This window comes from Stenotrophomonas sp. YJH_SMC_57, assembly GCF_059369755.1.
The window spans coordinates 41,383-57,289 of record NZ_JCAFSZ010000008.1; the positions used below are offsets into that span (position 1 = coordinate 41,383).

12 protein-coding genes and 1 pseudogene are annotated in these 15,907 nt (G+C 67.3%); 2 read left to right on the top strand and 11 right to left on the bottom strand.

Translation table 11 applies throughout. The features are described 5' to 3' along the window. Positions 1–35: 35 nt before the first annotated feature. Positions 36–620, top strand: a complete 585-nt coding sequence (locus AC5P7U_RS12155) for a DUF4124 domain-containing protein (protein ID WP_495221148.1) — start codon at positions 36–38, stop codon at positions 618–620. An 89-nt stretch (positions 621–709) separates the two neighbouring features. On the opposite strand, the gene AC5P7U_RS12160 is transcribed toward AC5P7U_RS12155, so the two are convergent. The 3 genes from AC5P7U_RS12160 to AC5P7U_RS12170 form a co-directional block, all read right to left on the bottom strand. Continuing rightward, positions 710–1,666, bottom strand: a complete 957-nt coding sequence (locus AC5P7U_RS12160) for a Nudix family hydrolase (protein ID WP_197563822.1) — start codon at positions 1,664–1,666, stop codon at positions 710–712. A gap of 102 nt (positions 1,667–1,768) precedes the next feature. Continuing rightward, the gene (secA, locus tag AC5P7U_RS12165) at positions 1,769–4,501 is read right to left on the bottom strand and encodes a preprotein translocase subunit SecA (RefSeq protein ID WP_197563823.1); all 2,733 of its coding nucleotides are present in this window, start codon (positions 4,499–4,501) and stop codon (positions 1,769–1,771) included. Between the two features lie 363 nt (positions 4,502–4,864). Beyond that, the gene (locus AC5P7U_RS12170) at positions 4,865–5,821 is read right to left on the bottom strand and encodes a M23 family metallopeptidase (protein ID WP_004154230.1); all 957 of its coding nucleotides are present in this window, start codon (positions 5,819–5,821) and stop codon (positions 4,865–4,867) included. 12 nt (positions 5,822–5,833) lie between these two features. Here AC5P7U_RS12170 and AC5P7U_RS12175 point away from each other — a divergent pair, with 12 nt between their 5' ends. Then, entirely contained in the window at positions 5,834–6,283 is a 450-nt protein-coding gene (locus AC5P7U_RS12175; RefSeq protein ID WP_495221149.1) for a DciA family protein, read from the top strand. A gap of 282 nt (positions 6,284–6,565) precedes the next feature. Here AC5P7U_RS12175 and lpxC read toward each other — a convergent pair whose 3' ends face one another. The 8 genes and pseudogenes from lpxC to ftsW all read right to left on the bottom strand — a co-directional run bounded on the left by lpxC (position 6,566) and on the right by ftsW (position 15,907). Beyond that, a complete protein-coding gene (gene lpxC, locus AC5P7U_RS12180; protein ID WP_004143722.1) occupies positions 6,566–7,477 on the bottom strand; it encodes a UDP-3-O-acyl-N-acetylglucosamine deacetylase in 912 nt (303 codons plus the stop codon). Between the two features lie 206 nt (positions 7,478–7,683). Next, a complete protein-coding gene (ftsZ, locus tag AC5P7U_RS12185) occupies positions 7,684–8,919 on the bottom strand; it encodes a cell division protein FtsZ (RefSeq protein ID WP_197563824.1) in 1,236 nt (411 codons plus the stop codon). A gap of 169 nt (positions 8,920–9,088) precedes the next feature. Then, positions 9,089–10,324 (bottom strand): cell division protein FtsA, encoded by a 1,236-nt coding sequence (gene ftsA / locus AC5P7U_RS12190; protein ID WP_005408083.1) that lies wholly within the window; start codon positions 10,322–10,324, stop codon positions 9,089–9,091. A 68-nt stretch (positions 10,325–10,392) separates the two neighbouring features. Beyond that, positions 10,393–11,070 (bottom strand): annotated as a pseudogene (locus AC5P7U_RS12195) (cell division protein FtsQ/DivIB); the annotation flags it as partial. Next, complete coding sequence (locus AC5P7U_RS12200) at positions 11,067–12,029, bottom strand: D-alanine--D-alanine ligase (protein WP_495221151.1); 963 nt, start codon at positions 12,027–12,029, stop codon at positions 11,067–11,069. The pseudogene AC5P7U_RS12195 and the gene AC5P7U_RS12200, both read right to left, overlap by 4 nt. Further along, positions 12,026–13,462 carry a UDP-N-acetylmuramate--L-alanine ligase gene (gene murC / locus AC5P7U_RS12205; protein WP_004154222.1) on the bottom strand — a complete coding sequence of 479 codons (1,437 nt, stop codon included), beginning with the start codon at positions 13,460–13,462 and terminating at the stop codon, positions 12,026–12,028. The genes AC5P7U_RS12200 and murC overlap by 4 nt, the downstream gene beginning before the upstream one ends. A 40-nt stretch (positions 13,463–13,502) precedes the next feature. Beyond that, on the bottom strand, positions 13,503–14,591 hold the full coding sequence (gene murG / locus AC5P7U_RS12210; protein WP_197563827.1) for an undecaprenyldiphospho-muramoylpentapeptide beta-N-acetylglucosaminyltransferase: 1,089 nt from the start codon (positions 14,589–14,591) through the stop codon (positions 13,503–13,505). Further along, positions 14,588–15,907 (bottom strand): putative lipid II flippase FtsW, encoded by a 1,320-nt coding sequence (ftsW, locus tag AC5P7U_RS12215; RefSeq protein ID WP_004154220.1) that lies wholly within the window; start codon positions 15,905–15,907, stop codon positions 14,588–14,590. The genes murG and ftsW overlap by 4 nt, the downstream gene beginning before the upstream one ends.

Genomic DNA, 15,907 nt, shown 5'->3' on the forward strand with positions numbered 1-15,907 from the left:
CGCCGCGCGAAGCGGAACGGCGTTACCCTGCGCGGATGATCCGGCTCTCCTTCCTGCTGTTGCTGCTGCCGCTGTGGTCTGCCACCAGCGTCGCCCACGCGCAATCCACGCGCCTGAACCGCTGCACCGATGCACAGGGCCAGAGCGTGTATACCGACCGCCCCTGCGACAGCCTGGGCGCGCAGTCACGGCTGCCATCGCCTGCGCCCACCGGCAGCACCCTGCAGCGCGACACCCTGGGTGCACGCTGCCCACGGCGGCTGAGCGAGCTGGTGGAAGCGCTGCGTACCGGCATCCTCAGCAACGACGTGAACCGGCTGTCCTCGCTGTACCTGTGGGGCGCGGTCTCCGACGCAGGCGCGCAGCGCATCCTCGGCCAGCTGGAATCATTGGCGCGGCGGCCGCTGGTGGACGTGGTGCCGGTGTATCCGCGGCAGGAACAGGACGCCTCGCAGGCGCTGGAGCAGGGTGATCCGGTGCCGGACTCCGAGCCCGGACCGCCTGCCGCACGGCATCCGGTCGGCCTGCGCCTGGAGCAGACGTTGCCGGGCAGCGTGGCGCGTGCCTCCACCGTGCTGGGATTGCGGCGGCAGTACGGGTGCTTCTGGATCACGTTGTGATCGCAGGGGTTCATCCACGCATGGCGTGGATCTACTGCAACCGGTGAGGGGTCAGCGCCGCACGTTGCGGGAAACTGCCCCTGTTGGCATCACGCCGGCCACAGCCCGCGGATGGCGGCGATGCCCTGCCCGCCATGGCGGCGCGCCTCGGTGATGTGGCCGCTGCCCATGCCCCCCAGCGCGTAGATCGGCAGTGACACCTGCGCACGCAGCTCGGCGAATGCATCCCAACCCAGCGGTGCGGCGTCGGGGTGGCTGGCAGTGGCCTGCACCGGGCCCAGCACCGCGAAGTCGCAGCCCAGCTGTTGTGCCGCCTGCAACTGCTGCAGGTCGTGGCAGGACGCCGCCACCAGCTGCCCCTCGGGCAACGGGCGCTGCGACAGCTGCTGCAGCTGTTCGCTGCCCAGATGCACGCCCACGCTCAGCGCGCGTGCCAGCTCGATATCGCGGTTGAGCAGCCACTGCACACCGCTGCGACGATGCGTACGCATCACTTGCTCGACCATCGCCTGTCGCTGCGGATGCGCCGGTGGCAGGCGCAGCTGGATGCGCTGCTGGCCCGCCGCCACCGCGCGCTGCAGCTGGTCATGCCACTGCTGCACGCTGCCGGCATCATCGGCCGGCGCCGGGGTGATCAGGTAGCTGTCAGGCTGGCGCAGGGCCGCCACCACCGGCAGGTCGGCCGGCGGCATCGAATAGCGGCCCAGCTTGTCCGGCGCCACCCAGGTGATCGCCTGGCCCTCGCGCCCGCGCGGCGTGCCCTTCCAACTGCGCACATGGCGCACTTCCAGGGTCAGGTGCTTGTCCGGATAGCGCTGCGGAACATCCATCAGCCACTCACCGACATCGGCCTCGATGCCCAGTTCCTCGCGCAGCTCGCGTACCAGCGCCTGTTCGGAGGTCTCGCCGGATTCGCGCTTGCCGCCGGGGAATTCCCACAGGCCGGCCATATCGCGGTTCTCGGTACGACGGTTGAGCAGCACGCGGCCACGGGCGTCGGTGATGACGGCGGCCACGACGTGGATCGATCGGGTGGGAGGAGCCATGCACAGAGCATGCCCAGAACAGGGGGACCGGCGCAATCGCGGATCCACCCTGGGTCACCCGCCCGAAATGAAAAGCCCCGCTTTCGCGGGGCTCTCCGGAGGTCAGCTCAGCTGGCCGTGGCAGTGCTTGTACTTCTTGCCACTGCCGCAGGGGCACGGGTCGTTGCGGCCGATCTTCGGCTCATCGCGCTGCAGCTGCGCGACGCCCTGGCGTTCGGCCTCCACCTGCGCCGCTTCCTCGTCGGCGCTGTAGCCGCCCGCGTCCTGGTGCTGGAACTGCGACTGGCTCAGGCGTGCCTGGGCCTGCTGGCGCTCTGCCGCTTCCAGCGCCTGCACCTCTTCGTCGCTGCGGATGCGCACGCGCGACAGCAGGGTCACCACTTCGCGCTTCACGTTTTCCAGCATGTCGGAGAACAGTTCGAAGGCTTCCTTCTTGTACTCCTGCTTCGGCTGCTTCTGCGCATAACCACGCAGGTAGATGCCCTGGCGCAGGTAATCCATGCGTGCCAGGTGCTCCTTCCAGCTCTGGTCCAGCACGGTCAGCATCACGTGCTTCTCCAGCGCGCGCATGGTCTCTTCGCCCACCCCAGCTTCCTTCTCGGCGAAGTGCTGGTTGACGCGCTCCTGCACCTTGGCGGCGATGGCCTCGGCGTCCAGTTCCTCGTGGTCCTTGACCAGGTCGGTCAGCGACATCTGCAGGCCGAAGTCCGACTCCAGGGTCGCCTCCAGGCCACGCAGGTCCCACTGCTCGTCGATCGAATTCGGCGGCACGAAGCGGGCCACCACGTCGAAGATCACGTCGTCGCGGATGCCATCGACGTTGGCCTTCACCGACTCGGCGTCCAGCAGCTCGTCGCGCTGGGCGTAGATCACCTTGCGCTGGTCGTTGTTGACGTCGTCGAAGTCCAGCAGGTTCTTGCGGATGTCGAAGTTGTGGGCCTCGACCTTGCGCTGCGCCTTCTCGATCTGGCGGCTGACCAGGCGGTCCTCGATGACGTCGTCTTCCTTCATGCCCATCATGCGCATGGCCTTCTGCACCCAGTCGGAGGCGAAGATGCGCATCAGGTTGTCTTCCAGCGACAGGTAGAAGCGGGACGAACCCGGGTCACCCTGTCGGCCCGAACGGCCACGCAGCTGGTTGTCGATACGGCGCGACTCATGGCGCTCGGTGCCGACGATGTGCAGGCCGCCGGCCGCCTTGACCGCCTCGTGGCGCTTCTGCCATTCGGCCTTGACCGCGGCCTTCTGCGCGTCGGTCGCGTCCTCGCCCAGCTCGTGGATTTCCGCTTCCAGCGAACCGCCCAGCACGATGTCGGTACCACGGCCGGCCATGTTGGTGGCGATGGTCACCGCCGCCGGGCGACCGGCATTGGCAACGATGGTCGCTTCGCGGTCATGCTGCTTGGCATTGAGCACTTCGTGCTGCACGCCGGCCTTGCGCAGGTGCTCGGACAGCATTTCCGAGGTTTCGATCGAGGTGGTACCCACCAGCACCGGCTGGCCGCGCTTGGCGCACTCTTCGATGTCGGCCAGCACCGCATTGAACTTGCCCTTGCGGTTGAGGAACACCTGGTCCGGGCTGTCCTTGCGGATGGTCGGGCGGTTGGTCGGGATCACCACCACTTCCAGGCCGTAGATGCTCTGGAACTCGAATGCTTCGGTATCGGCCGTACCGGTCATACCGGACAGCTTCTTGTACATGCGGAACAGGTTCTGGAAGGTGATGCTCGCCAGCGTCTGGTTCTCGCGCTGGACCGGCACGCCTTCCTTCGCCTCCACGGCTTGGTGCAGGCCATCGGACCAGCGACGGCCGGACAGGGTACGGCCGGTGAATTCGTCGACGATGACCACTTCGCCATCGCGCACGATGTAGTCCACGTCACGCTGATAGATCGCGTGCGCGCGCAGCGCGGCATTGAGGTGGTGGACCACGGTCAGGTTCTGCGGCGCGTACAGGCCTTCGGTCTCGCCGTCGAGGATGCCGGCCTCGACCAGCAGCTGCTCGGCGTGCTCCATGCCCGCTTCGGACAGGTGCACCTGCTTGCCCTTCTCGTCGACCCAGAAGTCGCCTTCGCCGTCTTCCACTTCCTGCTTGACCAGGTTGGGCACGACGCGGTTGACGCGGATGTACAGCTCCGGGGAATCATCGGCCGGGCCAGAGATGATCAGCGGGGTACGCGCTTCGTCGATCAGGATCGAGTCGACTTCGTCGACGATGGCGTAGTGCAGGCCGCGCTGGTAGCGGTCGGCCTTGGACAGCGCCATGTTGTCGCGCAGGTAGTCGAAACCGAATTCGTTGTTGGTGCCGTAGGTGATGTCCGAGGCATAGGCTTCGCGCTTGTCGCTGTGCGGCATGCCCGGATACACCACGCCCACGCTCAGGCCCAGCCAGTTGTACAGCTTGCCCATCTGCGCGGCATCGCGGCGGGCCAGGTAGTCGTTCACGGTGACCACGTGCACGCCCTTGCCTTCCAGCGCGTTGAGGTACACCGGCAGGGTCGCCACCAGGGTCTTGCCTTCACCGGTGCGCATTTCTGCGATCTTGCCCAGGTGAAGCACCATGCCGCCGATCAGCTGCACGTCGTAGTGGCGCATGCCCAGCACGCGGCGGCCGGCTTCGCGGCAGACCGCGAACGCTTCCGGCAGCACCTTGTCCAGGGCTTCGCCGCCGGCGATGCGCTGCTTGAACTCCGGCGTCTTGGCCTGAAGCTGCTCGTCGGAAAGCTTCTCGATCTCCGGCTCCAGCGCATTGATCTTGGCGACGATGCGGTTGAGCTGGCGCAGCTGTCGTTCGTTACGACTGCCAAATACGCGGGTAAGCAGGCTGTTGATCATTGAAGGAACCGGGTTGGATGGACACGACGCCCGGCCTCCCCCTTGGGATCCGTCCGCCGCAAACGAAACAGGGCGCCTGGCGCCCTGTCGATGGCAACACCCATTGTAGCTTGGGACGGCCGCAAGGGGTTTCAACCCCGTGGGTAGTGCCGGCCGCTGGCCGGGTACGCATCAGCGCGTGCGCGCTGGCGCTCCCACGCTTCGCTGCGCGAACCGCGGGCCCCGCTTACCTGGCCTCCACACCCCCGCGCCTACGGCGCTGCCCCCGTACTCCGGGGGCGGTAGTGCCGGCCGCTGGCCGGCAACCTCTTTCTGTCGCATCAAGGGTTTGCCGGCCAGCGGCCGGCACTACCCAGAGCGGGATCAGCCGCGGCTGATGCGGCCGACCGGCGTGTTGCCGCCGTCGCCGAGGAACTTGCGCGGGTTGACCACGTTGCCGTTCTCCCACACTTCGAAGTGCACGTGGGCACCGGTCGAACGGCCGGTGGAACCGGCCTTGGCCACTTCCTGGCCGGCACGGACCAGGTCACCGGCCTTCACCACCAGGCGCGAATTGTGCGCGTAGCGGGTGACATAGCCGTTGCCGTGATCGACGTCGACCACGTTGCCGTAGCCGCCCTTCACGCCGGCAAAGCTGACCACGCCTTCGGCCACGGCCATCACCGGGTCGCCGACCCTGGCGTGGAAGTCCATGCCCTTGTGGGTGGCGGCACCGCGGCCGAACGGGTCGGCGCGGGTGCCGAAGCCCGAGGTCACGTAGCTGTTGCGGATCGGCATGCGCGAAGGCACGGCGTTCTGCTGCAGCTGGTGGTCGAACATCAGCGATTCCATCACCGACAACTGGCGGCCTGAAGCAGCGAAGCGCTGCTCCAGCACCTGTAAGTCGGCGTTGACGTCCTTGACCGGGATGTCGCTGGTCGGGCCGCCGGCATCGCCGTCACCGAGACCCGGGGTCTCGTTGAAGTCGAACTCGCCGTCTTCCAGCTTGCCCATCTGGGTCAGCCGTTCGCCAAGCGCATTGAGGCGGGTGGCCTGCGCCTGCAGCTCGCCCAGGCGTGCCGCCAGCGCGTTGACCTGGGTCTGCGCATCGCGCTTGACCTTGGCCAGCTCCGCATCCTGGCGCTCGACCTTGGCCTGCAGCCGGGAATCATTCAGCGCGCTGGCGCCAATGCCGCCGGCAAGGCCGATAATGCAGCCTACCCCGAGCACGCTGCCCAGCAGGGCGCGGGGGCGGTCCTCGAAATAGAACCGCAAACGCGTGATCGGCGACGCTTTGGCCTGTCCTTCACGCGTTTTGATTACGATCTTTTTGAATGCCATCAGTGAGTTTTCATGTCTGAGCCGAAATCCAGCGTTCGCCCCGCGTTAGTGCCGAAACCGGCGCTGGATGCGGTGATGGCGGACAAAAGCGGGAACCCGCTGCGGCGTGCCTTGTGGCTCGACGCGCTGGACCGTCAGTTGCGCCCCCAGTTGCCGCCACCTCTGCGCAGCCGTTGCCGGCTGGCCAATGTGGACGGGGAACACCTCGTTTTTCTCGTCGAGTCCCCGGTCTGGCATGCCAAGGTGCGGCTTGCCGAAGCCCAGTTGCTCGACGCGGCCCGTTCCATCGGGCTGAAGGCCACCAGAGTGACCATCAAGACTGCGTCTCCCACTCCCACGCGCTCCCCAGCGCTCGACAACCGGAATGGACCCCACGCAGTTTCAGCCGCCACGCACAAAGGGCTACGCGACGCCTTGGCGTGCCTGCAGGACGTTCCCTCGAAGCCGAAGAAGCGGTCCTGACGACAACGGAGCATCCGGCTCCGCTCCCCGTCGCACGTGTCACCACGGCGTGAAACATTTCGGGGGCCGGGTCGCATCCTAGCTGCCATCCGGGGGCCTGTCGTTAGATTGGAGTTAAAACTTCGTTAAATTCAGGCTTTCGATCCAACAGGTTCACAAAACCGTGACCTCGAACCGCGCTTGACGCACCTCAAGCACGCTGAATGCGCCGCAGCCGCCACGAACGACAACGCCGCCCTTTCAGGCGGCGTTTTTGTCTTCAAATTCAACAACCTGCGGCAATCAGGCGTAGGCCGGAGTGGCGTACTCCACCGGATCCGGGGTCGCCGGCGAGTCGAAGCTGACCCATTCCCAGGCCGTGGCGTCGGCCATCAGCGCGCGCACCAGCTTGTTGTTGAGCGCGTGGCCCGACTTGAAGCCCTCGTAGGCCCCCAGCACCTGGCCACCGGCCAGATAGAGGTCGCCGATGGCGTCGAGGATCTTGTGGCGCACGAATTCGTCGGCGTAGCGCAGGCCGTCTTCGTTGAGCACGCGGAACTCGTCCAGCACGATGGCGTTGTCCATCGAACCGCCCAGGCCCAGGTTGCGCTCGCGCATGTATTCCAGGTCGCGCATGAAGCCGAAGGTGCGCGCGCGGGAGATTTCCTTGGTGTAGGCCAGCGTCGAGAACTCGATTTCCTGGCGCGACTGCTTGGCCGGAATCATCGGGTGGTCGAACTGGATGGTGAAGCCCAGCTTGTAGCCCTCGTACGGGGTGAAGCGGGCCACCTTGTCGCCCTCGGTCACTTCCACGGTCTTCAGCACGCGGATGAAGCGCTTGGGCGCATCCTGTTCCACGATGCCCGCCGACTGCAGCAGGAACACGAACGGGCCGGCCGAACCATCCATGATCGGCAGCTCGGCCGAGGACAGTTCGACGATGATGTTGTCCACACCCAGCCCGGCCAATGCCGACATCAGGTGTTCGACGGTCTGGATCTTGGCGTCGTTGCAGGTCAGGCCGGTGCACAGGGTCACTTCGGTGACCAGTTCGGCCTTGGCCGGCACTTCCACCACCGGGTCCAGGTCCACGCGGCGGAACACGATTCCATGGTTGACCGGTGCCGGGCGCAGGGTCATGTAGACCTTGTCACCGCTGTGCAGGCCAACGCCGGTGGCGCGGATCGTGTTCTTGAGGGTGCGTTGCTGGATCATGGGGGATGGACCGGAAGTGACACATTAGATTAACACGCACGCTCCCCTACCCTGGCTGAAAGGCCAGTAAAAGCAGCCGGCAGCACACACCGGCACGCCAGCAGGACGGGCGTGAAGCAGGGCGGCCGGGCCCATCCTGGCCCGGCGCCCGCGTTTTCAGGACATGGTGGCGCAACCCGGGGAGGACAAGCCCCGGGCTACCCCGCTCAGTCCGCCTGGCGGCGCAGGAAGGCCGGGATGTCCAGGTAATCGTTCGGCAGTTCCGCCGCTGCCGGGGCCGAAGCGGCCGGCGCCGACGGGGTGGAGGCCGCCGTGGTATCGCTGCTGGCACGACGCAGGCCCAGGCCCATGCCGCCGACGGCCTTGGACACCGCGTCGCCACCGTTGTCGAAGTCGCCGAACTCCGGCTGGCCGGTGGTCGCATTGCGCACCAGCTTGATCGGTGCACGCTCGCCCGGGCGCTGGGTCTTGCTGGCCGAGACGCGGTTCAGGCCGGTGGCGACCACGGTCACGCGCACTTCGTCCTGCATGTCCGGATCGAGCACGGTGCCGACCACCACGGTGGCGTCTTCGGAAGCGAAGCCATCGATGGTGCGGCCGATCTCGTCGAACTCGGCCATGGTGAAGTCGGCGCCGGCGGTGATGTTGACCAGGATGCCGTTGGCACCGGCCAGGTTCACGTCGTCCAGCAGCGGGTTCTGGATTGCCGATTCAGCAGCGGCCTGCGCGCGGTCGTCGCCGCGGGCGGTGCCGGTACCCATCATCGCCAAGCCCATTTCGGACATGACGGTGCGCACGTCGGCGAAGTCGACGTTGATCAGGCCCGGACGCACGATCAGGTCGGCGATGCCCTGCACGGCGCCCTGCAGCACGTCGTTGGCGGCACGGAAGGCCTGGATCATGGTCGCGTTGCGGCCCAGCACGGTGATCAGCTTTTCGTTGGGGATGGTGATCAGCGAGTCGCAGTGCTGGCTCAGTTCCTCGATGCCCTTCAGCGCCACCTGCATGCGGCGACGGCCTTCGAACGGGAACGGCTTGGTGACCACGGCCACGGTCAGGATGCCCATTTCCTTGGCCAGCTGGGCCACCACCGGCGCAGCGCCGGTGCCGGTGCCGCCGCCCATGCCGGCGGTGATGAACACCATGTCCGCACCCTGCAGCGCGTCCATGATGCGCTCACGGTCTTCCAGCGCGGCCTGGCGGCCGACTTCCGGGTTCGCGCCTGCGCCCAGGCCCTTGGTCACGTTGGTACCCAGCTGCAGCTGCAGCTTGGCACCGCAATTCTTGATGGCCTGCGAGTCGGTGTTGGCGGTGATGAATTCCACGCCATCCACTGCCGAGTTGACCATGTGCGCCACGGCATTGCCGCCGCCGCCGCCCACGCCAACCACCTTGATCACCGCATTGGGTGCCATCTTTTCGATCAGTTCAAAATGCGCCATGTCCGTGTCCTCGTTGTATCCGCTTGTCGGTGGCATGGACGGTCGGGCCTCCTGCCTTCGCGTGTCATGTTGCCGATGCGGCTGTGTGGGTTGTGTGTTGCGTTGCTGCGTCTGTGATGCGGGTGTTGCAGGTGTTGCCCGGGCATCGCCCGGTGTTGCGGGTTCCGCGTCAGAACTCGCCGCGGAACCAGGTCTTGAGTTTCTTGAACATGCTTCCGGCGCGGCCGGTCGGCAGCGACGGACGCCGCGGATGCTCGATCTGGCTGCCCATCAGCAGCAGGCCCACGCCGGTGGCATGCACCGGGTTGCCGACCACTTCGCCAAGCCCGGTGACGTGCTGCGGAATGCCCACGCGTACCGGCATCTGCAGCATTTCCTCGGCCAGCTCGACCACGCCTTCCATCTTCGAAGCGCCACCGGTCAGCACCATGCCGGCGCGCACCAGTTCCTCGAAGCCGGAGCGGCGCAGTTCGGCCTGCACCATCTCGAAGATTTCCTCGTAGCGGCCCTGCACCGCCTGCGCCAACGAATGTCGTGGCATGCGGCGTGGCGGGCGGTCGCCCACCGACGGCACCTGGATGCTTTCCTCGGCGGTGGCCAGCTGGGCCAGGGCGCAGGCGTAGCGCACCTTGATCTGCTCGGCTTCCGGGGTCGGCGTGCGCAGCATGTGCGCGATGTCGTTGGTCACGTGGTCGCCCGCGATCGGCAGCGAAGCGGTGTGACAGATCGCACCCTGCACGAACACCGCGATGTCGGTGGTGCCGGCGCCCATGTCGACCAGCACCACGCCCAGCTCGCGTTCGTCAGCGGTCAGCACCGCCACGCTGGAGGCCAGCGAGGACAGCACCAGGTCGTCCACCTGCAGGCCGCAGCGCTGCACGCACTTGCTGATGTTGGCCGCGGCCGACTGCGCGCACACCACCAGGTGAGCGTGCACTTCCAGGCGCACGCCGGTCATGCCGACCGGGTTGCGGATGCCTTCCTGCGAATCGTCCAGCACGTACTCGCGCGGAATCGCGTGCAGGATCTTCTGGTCGGCCGGGATCGCCACCGCCTTGGCCGCGTCCAGCACGCGATCCAGGTCGCCCCAGGTCACTTCACCGTCGCGGATCGGCACGATGCCGGGCGAGTTCTTGCACTGCACGTGGTTGCCGGAGATCGAGGCGTACACCGAGCGGATCTCGCAGCCGGCCATCAGCTCGGCTTCTTCCACCGCGCGCTGGATCGACTGCACGGTCGATTCGATATCCACCACCACGCCGCGCTTGAGCCCGCGCGACTCGTGCGAGCCGATGCCGATCACTTCGATCGGGTTGCCCGGCGAATACTCGCCCACCAGCGCCACCACCTTGGAGGTGCCGATGTCCAGGCCAACGATCAGCGATTTGTCACCCTTGCGATTCATGTCCTTTCCTGCGTCCTGCTGGCCGGGGTCGCCGGCGTTTTCGCCGGCGTGGCCGGGGTACCCCAGCTCAGCGTGAAACCATTGGTGTAACGGAGGTCGGCGCGCTCGATCGGCGCGTCCTGGCGATTGAGCTGCGGCAGCACCTTGACGAAGCGCTGCATGCGCGAGCGCGCGTCGTCACGGCCGACCACCACTTCGGTGCCGTTGCTCAGCACCAGCGACCAGCTGCCACGCGCATCCATCGTCACCCGGCGCACATCGACGCCGGCCGGTGCGAACAATGCACGCGAGTCGCTGTACAGCTTCATCACTTCTTCGGTCTGGCTGTCCGGGCCGTCCAGTTCGGGCAGCGCCAGGTCGGCCAGCTTCTTCGGCGTGGGGAACAACTTGCCCTGCTCGGAGACCAGGCGGTCGTTGCCCCAGCGCGCGAACGGCTTGTGCTCGACCAGGGTCACTTCCAGCACGTCCGGCCACTGCTTGCGCACCTGCGCGCTTTCCACCCACGGCAGTTTTTCCAGGGCGTCCTGGGCGTCCTGCAGCTTGACCGCGAAGAAACCGGCGTGCGCATACGGCAGCAGCACCTGCTGCAGCTGTTCGGCCGGCACCCGCTTGAACTCACCGTGCACGCGCAGCTTCGCCAGCGGCCAGCGCTCGGCGCCGACCCAGCCATTGACCACGGCCACCACCGGCAGTGCAACCACCGACAGCGCCAACAGCCAGACGAAGATGCGCAGCACCGCGTTCATGCGCGCGCGGCCTCCAGGGTCTGTTCCAGCACGCGCCACACCAGTTCCTCGAAACCGATGCCGGCCTGTGCGGCCGCCTTGGGCACCAGCGAGTGGCTGGTCATGCCCGGTGCGGTGTTCACTTCCAGCAGGAAGAAGCGGCCGCTGGCGCGGTCGCGCATCACGTCCACGCGGCCCCAGCCGCGGCAGCCGGCGGCGCGGAATGCAGCCAGCGCGATGCGGCGGATCTCGTCTTCGTCAGCACCGTCCAGGCCCGGGCACAGGTACTGGGTGTCCTCGGCGATGTACTTCGCGTTGTAGTCGTACCACTGGCCCTTGGGCACGATGCGGATCGACGGCAGCGCCACGTCGCCGAGGATGGCCACGGTCAGCTCGTCGCCGACCACCATCTGTTCCATCAGCAGCTGGCCGTCGTAGCGCGCGGCCAGGGCCACCGCCTCGTCCAGGCCGGCGTCGTCGGTGACCCGGCTGATGCCCACGCTGGAGCCTTCATTGGCCGGCTTCACCACCACCGGCAGCCCCAGTCCGGCGGCATTGGCATGCACGTCCTCGGCCGTGACCTTGCGGTACTGCGGGGTCGGCAGGCCCAGCGACAGCCACACCTGCTTGGTGCGGATCTTGTCCATGCTCAGCGCCGAACCCAGCACGTTCGAGCCGGTATACGGCACGCCGAAGGCGTCCATCAGGCCCTGCACGATGCCATCCTCACCGCCACCGTTGTGGCCGTGCAGGATGTTGAACACGCGGTCGACACCGCCGGCGGCCAGCACCTTGGCCAGCGCCGGAATGCCGTCCACGGCGGACGCATCGATGCCGCGTGCCTGCAGTGCTTCCAGCACGTTGCGGCCGGAATCCAGCGACACCTCGCGTTCGCTGGAACTGCCACCGAGCAGCACGGCGACGCGGCCGAACACGGCCGGGTCGGTCACGCGCAGCGGCGGGAAGGTCAGCGTGCTCACGCCTCGCCCTCCGCCTTGAACCCTTCCACGGCGATGTGGCTGGCCACCGCGCCGATGTCGCCGGCTCCCATCATCAGCAGCAGGTCACCGTCCTGCAGCACGTCCGGCAGCACGCTGGCCAGTTCGGCCGCCTTGCCCACCACCACCGGCTCGCTGCGGCCGCGCGCACGGATGGCGCGCGCCAGCGCGTGCGAATCGGCGCCGGCAATCGGCTCTTCACCGGCCGGGTAGACCTCGCTCAGCACCAGCGCATCGACGCTGGACAGCACTGCGGCGAACTTGTCGAACTGGTCGCGGGTACGGCTGTAACGGTGCGGCTGGAAAGCCACCACCAGGCGCTTGTCGGCCCAGCCACCGCGGGCGGCGGCGAACACCGCTTCCAGCTCGCTCGGGTGATGGCCGTAGTCGTCGATGATGCGCACCTTGGCACCGCTGGCGGTGGTCACTTCGCCCAGATCGTTGAAGCGACGGCCGACGCCGGCGAAGCCTTCCAGTGCGCGTGCGATGGCGTCCGGGGCCACGCCCAGCTGCCAGCCCACTGCCGCGGCGGCCAGTGCGTTCAGCACGTTGTGCCTGCCCGGCAGCGCCAGCACCACTTCCTGGCTGGTGCCCTGCGGCAGGCGCAGGGTGAAGCGCATGCGCGACCCTTCCTGCACCACGTTCTCGGCACGCACGTCGGCCTGCGGGCTCATGCCGTAGCTCATCACGTGGCGCGGGGTCTTGGCAGCCAGTGCCGCCACTTCCGGATCATCGATGCACAGCACCGCCAGGCCGTAGAACGGCAGGCGCTGCAGGAACTCGGCGAAGGCCGCCTGCACGCGGGCGAAGTCGTTGCCGTAGTTCTCCAGATGATCGGCATCAATGTTGGTGATGATCGACATCAGCGGATTCAGGCGCAGGAAGCTGCCATCGCTTTCATCGGCCTCGGCCACCAGCCACTGCCCACCACCCAGCTTGGCGTTGGCACCGGCAGCCAGCAGCTGGCCACCGATCACGAACGTCGGGTCCAGGCCACCTTCGCTCAGCACCGCGGCGGTCAGGCTGGTGGTGGTGGTCTTGCCATGGGTACCGGCCACGGCGATGCCACGGCGGAAGCGCATCAGCTCGGCCAGCATCGCCGCGCGCGGCATGATCGGAATGCGCTGGCTGCGCGCTTCCATCAGTTCCGGGTTGTCTTCGCGGATGGCGCTGGAGACCACCACGCAGTCGGTGCCCAGCACATTGGCCGCGGAGTGGCCGCGCATGATGCGCGCACCCAGGCTGGCCAGGCGGCGGGTCGCGCCGTTGTCGGCATTGTCCGAGCCGGACACTTCGTAGCCCAGCGTCAGCATCACTTCGGCGATACCGCTCATGCCGGTGCCACCGATGCCGACGAAATGCACGCGCGGGAACGCGCGCACCAGGTCGTTGGTGTCGTGCAGGCGACGGATCATGCGCGGCCTCGCGCAGGGCAGGCGCGGTGGCATGCCTTCTTCATACAGCTTCCTCAAGAATGATATCGGCGATGCGCTCGGCGGCATCGACCTTGGCCAGGGCACGCGCGGCTTGCGCCATCTGCATGCGGCGGGCCGGATTTTCGGACAGATCGCGCAGCAGTGCGGCAATGCCGTCGGCCAGCGTTCCGTCCTGCTTCAGCAAAACCGCCGCGCCGCGCTCGACCAGGTACTCCGCATTGCGGGTCTGGTGATCGTCGACGGCGGCGGGGAATGGCACCAGCACGCTGCCGACACCGACCGCGCACAGTTCGGCCAGGGTCGACGCGCCGGCGCGGCACACGACCAGATCGGCCCAGGCGAACGCGTCGGCCATGTCGGCGATGAACGGGGTGATTTCAGCCTGCACGCCGGCCTTGGCATACGCCTCGACCGCTTCGGCATGCATCTTCTCGCCACTCTGGTGGCGCACCTGTACCGGCAGGTCCGCGCCCAGCGCGGCAATCGCCTGCGGCACACCGGTGTTGAGTGCACGTGCGCCCTGGCTGCCACCGACCACCAGCACGCGCAGCGGACCGTGGCGGTCGGCGAAGCGCTGTTCGGGCGGTGCGATGGCGGCAATTTCCGAACGCACCGGGTTGCCGACGAATTCCTCGCGCTGGGCGAAAGTGCCGGGGAAGCCGGTCAGCAGGCGGCGCGCATAGCGCGACAGGATGCGGTTGGTCAGGCCCGGTGCGCGGTTCTGCTCATGCACGATCAGCGGCAGGCCGTGCAGGCGCGTGGCCATGCCACCCGGGCCGGAGGCGAAGCCACCGAATGCCACCACCGCACGCGGCTGGCGCTTGCGGATGATCATGCCGGCCGCGCGCAGCGCGCGCATCAGCCGCCATGGCGCGGCCAGCAGGGCCAGCTTGCCCTTGCCACGCAGGCCGGTGATCGCCAGCGTGTCGATCGCGATGTCGTGCTGCGGCACCAGGCGGGTTTCCATCGCGCCGTCGGCGCCCATCCAGGTGACCGGCACGCCGCGCTCGCGCAGCACGCGGGCCACGGCCAGGCCGGGGAAGATGTGGCCACCGGTACCACCGGCCAGGATCATCACCGGGCGTGCAGCGTCGTGGGCTGCGCTCATGACAGCCTCCCGAAGGTCGGTTCGACGCGCGACTGAAGGCGGCTGGTGCCACGCGCGGCGTTCGGCGCAGCGGCAGCCACCGGCTGGGCGCTCATCGGTACGCTGGCAGCCACCGGCGCAGCCGGCTCGTCCATCGGCTCGGCAGCGGCGTCTTCGGCGCCACCGATACGCACGGCCTGGCGGCGCTCGGCGCGCTTGAGTTCATAGGACACGCGCAGCAGCAGGCCCATCGCCACGCAGGTCATCAGCACCGACGAACCGCCGGAGGAGATCAGCGGCAGGGTCAGGCCCTTGGTCGGCAGGATGCCCAGGTTCACGCCGATCGAGACGAAGGTCTGCATGCTGATCCACAGGCCGATGCCGAAGGCGATGTAGCCGGAGAAGTGGCGCTTCATTTCCACGCAGCGCATGCCCAGCCAGAAGGTGCGGCCGACCAGCAGCGCATACAGGGCCACGATCACGCAGGTGCCCAGGAAGCCGAATTCCTCGGCGGTGACCGAGAAGATGAAGTCGGTGTGCGCTTCAGGCAGGTAGTACAGCTTCTGCACCGAATTGCCCAGGCCGACGCCGGTCCACTCGCCACGGCCGACCGCCATCAGCGCGTTGGACAGCTGATAGCCGTCACCCTGCTGGTCGGCCCACGGGTCCAGGAAGGAGGTGATGCGGCGCATGCGGTACGGCTCGATGATCGCCAGTGCGCTCATGCCGACCAGGCCGATGATCACCGGCATCGACATGCGCGGCATGTTGACCCCGCCCAGCACCAGCATGCCAGCGGTGATCGCCAGCAGCAGGGTCGAGGAACCGAAGTCCGGCTGCAGCAGCAGCAGCACCACCAGCGCACCGGCCACGCCCAGCGGCTTGAGCATCGCTGGCCAGGTCGCGTTGACCTCGTCGCGGAAGCGCACCAGATAGCTGGACAGCCACACGATGTAGAGGACCTTCACCGCTTCCACTGTCTGGAACTTGGAGATGCCCAGGTTGATCCAGCGGCGCGCGCCGTTGACCGTGCTGCCCAGGCCCGGCGTGAACACCGCCAGCAGCAGCACGAAGCAGCCCAGCAGCAGCATCTGGTTGTACTGCTCGATCGACTTCAGCTCGGTGCGCGCGGCAATCACCGCCAGCACGATGCCGACCGCCAGGAAGATCAGGTGGCGGTTGAGGTAGTAGAACGGGCTGCTCATCAGCGCGATCGAGCTGGACGCCACCATCACCACGCCCACACCGGTGAGCGCGATGATCGCGCCCAGCAGCCACTTGTCGTAGCTGCCTTCGATGGCTTCAAGGCGTGTTGCCTGGCGGGACAGGTCGTTCAT

Excerpts from the sequence above, each read along its gene's own strand:
- ftsW (WP_004154220.1), bottom strand. The coding sequence starts at position 15,907 with ATGAACGACCTGTCCCGCCAGGCAACACGCCTTGAAGCCATCGAAGGC.
- ftsA (WP_005408083.1), bottom strand. The coding sequence starts at position 10,324 with ATGAATCGCAAGGGTGACAAATCGCTGATCGTTGGCCTGGACATCGGC.
- AC5P7U_RS12160 (WP_197563822.1), bottom strand. The coding sequence starts at position 1,666 with ATGGCTCCTCCCACCCGATCGATCCACGTCGTGGCCGCCGTCATCACC.
- secA (WP_197563823.1), bottom strand. The coding sequence starts at position 4,501 with ATGATCAACAGCCTGCTTACCCGCGTATTTGGCAGTCGTAACGAACGA.
- AC5P7U_RS12155 (WP_495221148.1), top strand. The coding sequence starts at position 36 with ATGATCCGGCTCTCCTTCCTGCTGTTGCTGCTGCCGCTGTGGTCTGCC.
- murC (WP_004154222.1), bottom strand. The coding sequence starts at position 13,462 with ATGATCCGTCGCCTGCACGACACCAACGACCTGGTGCGCGCGTTCCCG.
- AC5P7U_RS12170 (WP_004154230.1), bottom strand. The coding sequence starts at position 5,821 with ATGGCATTCAAAAAGATCGTAATCAAAACGCGTGAAGGACAGGCCAAA.
- ftsZ (WP_197563824.1), bottom strand. The coding sequence starts at position 8,919 with ATGGCGCATTTTGAACTGATCGAAAAGATGGCACCCAATGCGGTGATC.
- lpxC (WP_004143722.1), bottom strand. The coding sequence starts at position 7,477 with ATGATCCAGCAACGCACCCTCAAGAACACGATCCGCGCCACCGGCGTT.
- AC5P7U_RS12175 (WP_495221149.1), top strand. The coding sequence starts at position 5,834 with ATGTCTGAGCCGAAATCCAGCGTTCGCCCCGCGTTAGTGCCGAAACCG.
- murG (WP_197563827.1), bottom strand. The coding sequence starts at position 14,591 with ATGAGCGCAGCCCACGACGCTGCACGCCCGGTGATGATCCTGGCCGGT.